Raw genomic sequence first — 4,728 nt, forward strand, 5'->3', positions numbered from 1 at the left:
GTCCGCCACCGCGGCCGGGCGGGCCGTAATGCCCCCGTTGGCGGACCGGTGCTCGACCGCCTGCCGGTACAGCCGCCCGGCGCGGTAGGAGGAGCGGACCAGCGGGCCGGACATGACGCCGGCGAAGCCGATCTCGTCCGCCTCGTCCTTCAGTTCCACGAACTCCTGGGGCTTGACCCAGCGCTCCACCGGATGGTGCCGCGGCGAGGGGCGCAGGTACTGGGTGATGGTGATCAGCTCGCAGCCGGCCTCGTGCAGGTCGCGCAGGGCCTGGCCGACCTCCTCGCGGGTCTCGCCCATCCCCAGGATCAGGTTGGACTTGGTGACCAGTCCCTCCTCGCGGGCCCGGGTGATCACCTCCAGCGACCGCTCGTAGCGGAAGGCGGGACGGATGCGCTTGAAGATCCGCGGGACCGTCTCGACGTTGTGCGCCAGCACCTCCGGGCGCGAGGAGAAGACCTCGGCGAGCTGTTCGGGCACCGCGTTGAAGTCCGGGATCAGCAGCTCGACACCGGTGTCCGGCATCAGGGCGTGGATCTGGCGGACGGTCTCGGCGTACAGCCAGGCGCCGCCGTCGGGCAGGTCGTCGCGCGCGACGCCGGTGACCGTGGCGTAGCGCAGCTCCATCTGCTGGACGGACTCGGCCACCCGGCGCGGCTCGTCGCGGTCGAACTCGGCGGGCCTGCCGGTGTCGATCTGGCAGAAGTCGCAGCGCCGGGTGCACTGCTCGCCCCCGATGAGGAAGGTGGCCTCGCGGTCCTCCCAGCATTCGAAGATGTTGGGGCAGCCGGCCTCCTGGCACACCGTGTGCAGGCCCTCGCGCTTGACCAGGGACTGCAGTGCGTTGTACTCGGGGCCCATCTTCGCCCGGGTCTTGATCCACTCGGGCTTGCGCTCGATGGGGGTCTGGCTGTTCCGGACCTCCAGGCGCAGCAGCTTCCTACCGTCGGGTGCGACAGCGGACACGTCCGGCACTCCCCTTTGTGTTGGTGGCCTTTGAATCTTCGGCGCACACCAGGGTACGCCTTGGCTTGTCGGGTTCAGACGGCGCGGGGCATGGGTTCCACGGACTCCAGCACCGCGCGCAGGTGCTTCTCCACCACGGGCAGCACCTCGGCGACGGTCACGGGTCTGCCCAGCTCCTGCGAGAGCGAGGTGACGCCGGCGTCCCGGATGCCGCACGGCACGATGCGGTCGTACCCGGTGTTGTCGGAGTCGCAGTTCAGCGCGAAGCCGTGCATGGTGACGCCCCTGGCCACCCGGATGCCGATGGCGGCGAGCTTGCGGTCGTCGCCGCGCTGGCCGGCGTTGGAGGGCGCGTACTCGGGTCCGCGCAGCCTCGGGTCGTACTCCTCGTCGTGGAGCGCGGGGTCGAAGTCCAGGTCCAGGCCGCCCGGCTCGGCCCTCCTCCCCGGGCCGCCCAGCACCCACACTCCGCTGCGGCCCTCGACCCGGGTGGTCTCCAGGCCGAACTCCGCGCAGGCGCGGATCAGGGCCTCCTCCAGCCGCCGCACATGGGCGACGACGTCCACCGGGCGGGGCAGCTTCAGGATCGGGTAGCCGACGAGCTGGCCCGGACCGTGCCAGGTGATCTTGCCGCCGCGGTCCACGTCCACCACGGGGGTGCCGTCCAGGGGGCGCTCGCTGTCCTCGGTGCGGCGGCCGGCCGTGTACACCGGCCGGTGCTCCAGCAGCAGGCAGGTGTCGGGGATCTCGTCGGCGAGGCGGGCCGAGTGGACCTCGCGCTGCCTGCGCCACGCCTCCAGATACTCCACGGCGTCCTCGCCGAAGCCCAGACGGACAAAGCGCAGCTCGCTCACGGCGGCTCCTCCTCCGGTCGTCTCGGGTCGCGGCCCGTGTCGTCGCGCTCCCCGGCAGCCACTGTACGGCTCCGGGACGGGGGAGCGGCGGGCCGGTGGCCGCCGGCGGCGGTCGGTGACGGGTCGTCACGGAGAGTCGCCGAGCGGTTCCGCCTCCCGCGCCCACTCACACGTATGGATGAAACCCGCGCGCAGACCCGCGGAGGGGCGGATCGGACGGCTACATTCGCGCCGTTCCAGCAGGGCGCCCCGGCGTCTGTCGTACCCCAAGCCGCGAGGCAGGAGACCGCAAAGCCGATGTCGACGGAACGACCTGGGAAATCCTCCCAGCGCACCCCCAACCGCCAGCTCGCCGCGCTCATCGCCGAGGCCGGGTTCTCCAACGCCGGACTCGCCCGGCGGGTCGACCAGCTCGGTCTGGAGCACGGACTGGACCTCCGGTACGACAAGACCTCCGTGACGCGCTGGCTGCGCGGACAGCAGCCGCGCGGCACGACGCCGGCGCTGATCGCCGAGGTCTTCACCCGCCGCCTGGGCCGCAGACTCACCGCGCAGGACCTCGGCCTGGACGCGTGCGCGCCGGTCTACGCGGGACTGGAGTTCGCGGCCACACCGGGCGAGGCGGTGGACATCGTCGGCGGCCTGTGGCGCAAGGACACCGGCAACCACGCCGAGCTGCGCAAGATCGCCTTCACCCCGGCCGGGCTGGTGGTGCCCAGCCGGGACTGGCTGATCGGCCGCCCCGACGAACGCGTGGCGCGCGGCGAGCCGGCGCCGGAGACCGCGCGGGTGCCCTCCCAGAGCCGCGGCCCGCTGTCGCCGGCGGCCGTACCGCCGCCCCGGGTGGGACAGGCGGCCCGGATCGAGCGGGTGGAGCGGGGCCCGGGGCAGCGGGTCACCGCCGGTGACGTCGCCGCCCTGCGCTCGGTCGGCGAGCTGTTCCGCGCCCTCGACCACGCCTACGGCGGCGGTCACGCCCGGCAGGCGCTGGTGCGCTACCTGGAGCACGAGGCCGAGCCGATGCTGCGCGGCGCCTACGGGGAGCAGACCGGACGCCGGCTGTTCGCCGCGGTGGCCGACCTGACCCGCCTGGCGGGGTGGACGGCGTACGACATCGCCGCGCACGGGCTGGCGCAGCGCTACTTCGTCCAGGCGCTGCGGCTGGCCCAGGCCGCCGGGGACCGGGCGTACGGCAGCTACGTGCTGGTGACGATGAGCAGGCAGGCGGTGTACCTCGGGCACGGCCGCGAGGCGGTGCAGCTGGCGCGGGTCGCCCAGCAGGGCGTCGGCTCCTCGGTGCCGCCGGTCGTCCAGTCGCTGCTGCACGCGGTGGAGGCGCGCGGGCACGGGGTGCTGGGGGAGGTGCGGGCGTGCACGGCGTCGCTGGCCCGCGCAGAGCGCGCGCTGGAGCAGGCGCGGCCGGGCGACGAGGCGCCGCACTGGGCGCGGTTCTTCGGCGAGGCGCAGCTCGCCGACGAGTTCGGGCACTGCCACCGGGACCTGCAGCAGTACCGGGCGTCGGCCCAGCACGCCGAGCGCTCCCTGCAGCTGCGGGGACCGGGCTATGTGCGCAGCCGGCTGTTCTGCCGGATGGTGCTGGCCACGGCCCGGCTGGGGCTGGGTGACGTGGAGCAGGCGTGCGCCCTGGCCGCGGAGTCGGCGCAGCAGGCGGCGGAGATGCGGTCGGTGCGGGCGCACGAGTACCTCAAGGACTTCGAGCGCCGTCTGGAGCCGTACCGGGACGCGACGCCGGTGCGCACCTACCGCGATCGGGTCGCCGCCCTCGTCTGACCCCTCCGGGGGCCTTCCGTCCCCCGCTCCGCGGACCGACCGTGCCGCCGCGCCGCCACGGTCATGTCCGCGTCCCGCCCGGGCGCCCCCCCTCCGGCTCCCCCTCAGGCCGCGGCGGGCAGGACCGCTCCCCGCGCGTACCGCCGGACGCCGAGATCGCGGCCGACGGCCTCCGCGGCGCGACGGGCCGAGCGCAGCGCGCCCTGGGCGTCGGCGGTGTCGCGGTGGTCGCCGCAGACGTACAGGCCGTACAGCACCCGGACCGGGCGGCGCGGATCGTGCGGCGCGGGCGTGGCGGGCACGGCCAGCGGGTCGTGGTGGACGGCCAGCAGCTCCCAGCGGCCGGTCGGGACGCCGTAGAGCCCGGCGAGCTGGGCGCGCGCGGCCCGGTCCAGTACGGCGGCCGGCCCGGCGGCGGCGGAGCCCAGCACCACCGAGGTGACCAGCGCCCGGCCCGGCCGGGCGCGCGAGGGGTCCACGGCGCTGACGACGGCGGTGTACGCCACCGGACCGCGCCGGTCGGCGTCGAGGACGAGCAGCGGTTCGTCCGTCGGCGCAGGGCCGTCCACCGCGTGGTGCAGCACGGTCACCGGGCGGAAGTCCGGCACCCGCAGACCCGGCAGCAGGTCGGCCGCGTCGCGGGCCCCGGTGGCGATGAGCACCGCGCGGCAGCGGACCGTGCCGTGGTCGTGCGTCACCACGGCGTTGGCGGCCACGGACAGTACGCGCACTCCGGTGCGGACGGTGCCGGGCGGCAGCCCGTCCGCCAGGGTCCGGGGTACGGACGCCGCGCCGCCGGCGGGCAGGCACAGCCCGCCGCGGGCGAAGTCGCGCAGTGCCAGATCCCCGATCCGGCTGGAGGTCGTCAGCTCCGGATCGCACAGCAGGGTGCCGAGCAGGGGGCGCAGCGGGCCGTCGGTGGCCCGGGAGGGCAGGGCGCGGGCGGCCAGGGCCTGGGCGGCGGACAGCTCGGGACGGGCGTCCAGGCGTTCGACGGGCGTCGAGGCGAGCCGGGCGAGCTGTGCACGCAGCCGGGCCTGGTCCAGGGTCGTCCCGAGGGTGCCGCCCAGCGCGGCGCCGAGTGTGCCGCCCCGGGGCCGCCGGGCGGCGGTCAGGG

At 75.3% G+C, this 4,728-nt stretch carries 4 protein-coding genes; 1 reads left to right on the top strand and 3 read right to left on the bottom strand.

The window, feature by feature from the left end:
• On the bottom strand, positions 1-966 hold a 966-nt coding region (lipA, locus tag AC2CJA_RS24255; protein WP_484604815.1), incomplete at its 3' end, for a lipoyl synthase.
• Positions 967-1,040: 74 nt separating this feature from the next.
• Positions 1,041-1,820, bottom strand: a complete 780-nt coding sequence (gene lipB, locus AC2CJA_RS24260; protein WP_484604816.1) for a lipoyl(octanoyl) transferase LipB — start codon at positions 1,818-1,820, stop codon at positions 1,041-1,043.
• Between the two features lie 297 nt (positions 1,821-2,117).
• Between lipB and AC2CJA_RS24265 the strand changes: the two genes are divergently transcribed.
• Positions 2,118-3,611 (top strand): NsdA family TPR-like regulatory protein, encoded by a 1,494-nt coding sequence (locus AC2CJA_RS24265; RefSeq protein ID WP_484604817.1) that lies wholly within the window; start codon positions 2,118-2,120, stop codon positions 3,609-3,611.
• A gap of 104 nt (positions 3,612-3,715) precedes the next feature.
• On the opposite strand, the gene AC2CJA_RS24270 is transcribed toward AC2CJA_RS24265, so the two are convergent.
• Positions 3,716-4,728: FAD-dependent oxidoreductase (locus tag AC2CJA_RS24270; RefSeq protein WP_484604818.1), on the bottom strand; the 1,013-nt coding region annotated here is incomplete at its 5' end.

Source organism: Streptomyces sp. ATLC9 (assembly GCF_057196705.1).

Coding starts and splice junctions, on each gene's coding strand:
- AC2CJA_RS24265 (WP_484604817.1), top strand. CDS start 2,118: ATGTCGACGGAACGACCTGGGAAATCCTCCCAGCGCACCCCCAACCGC.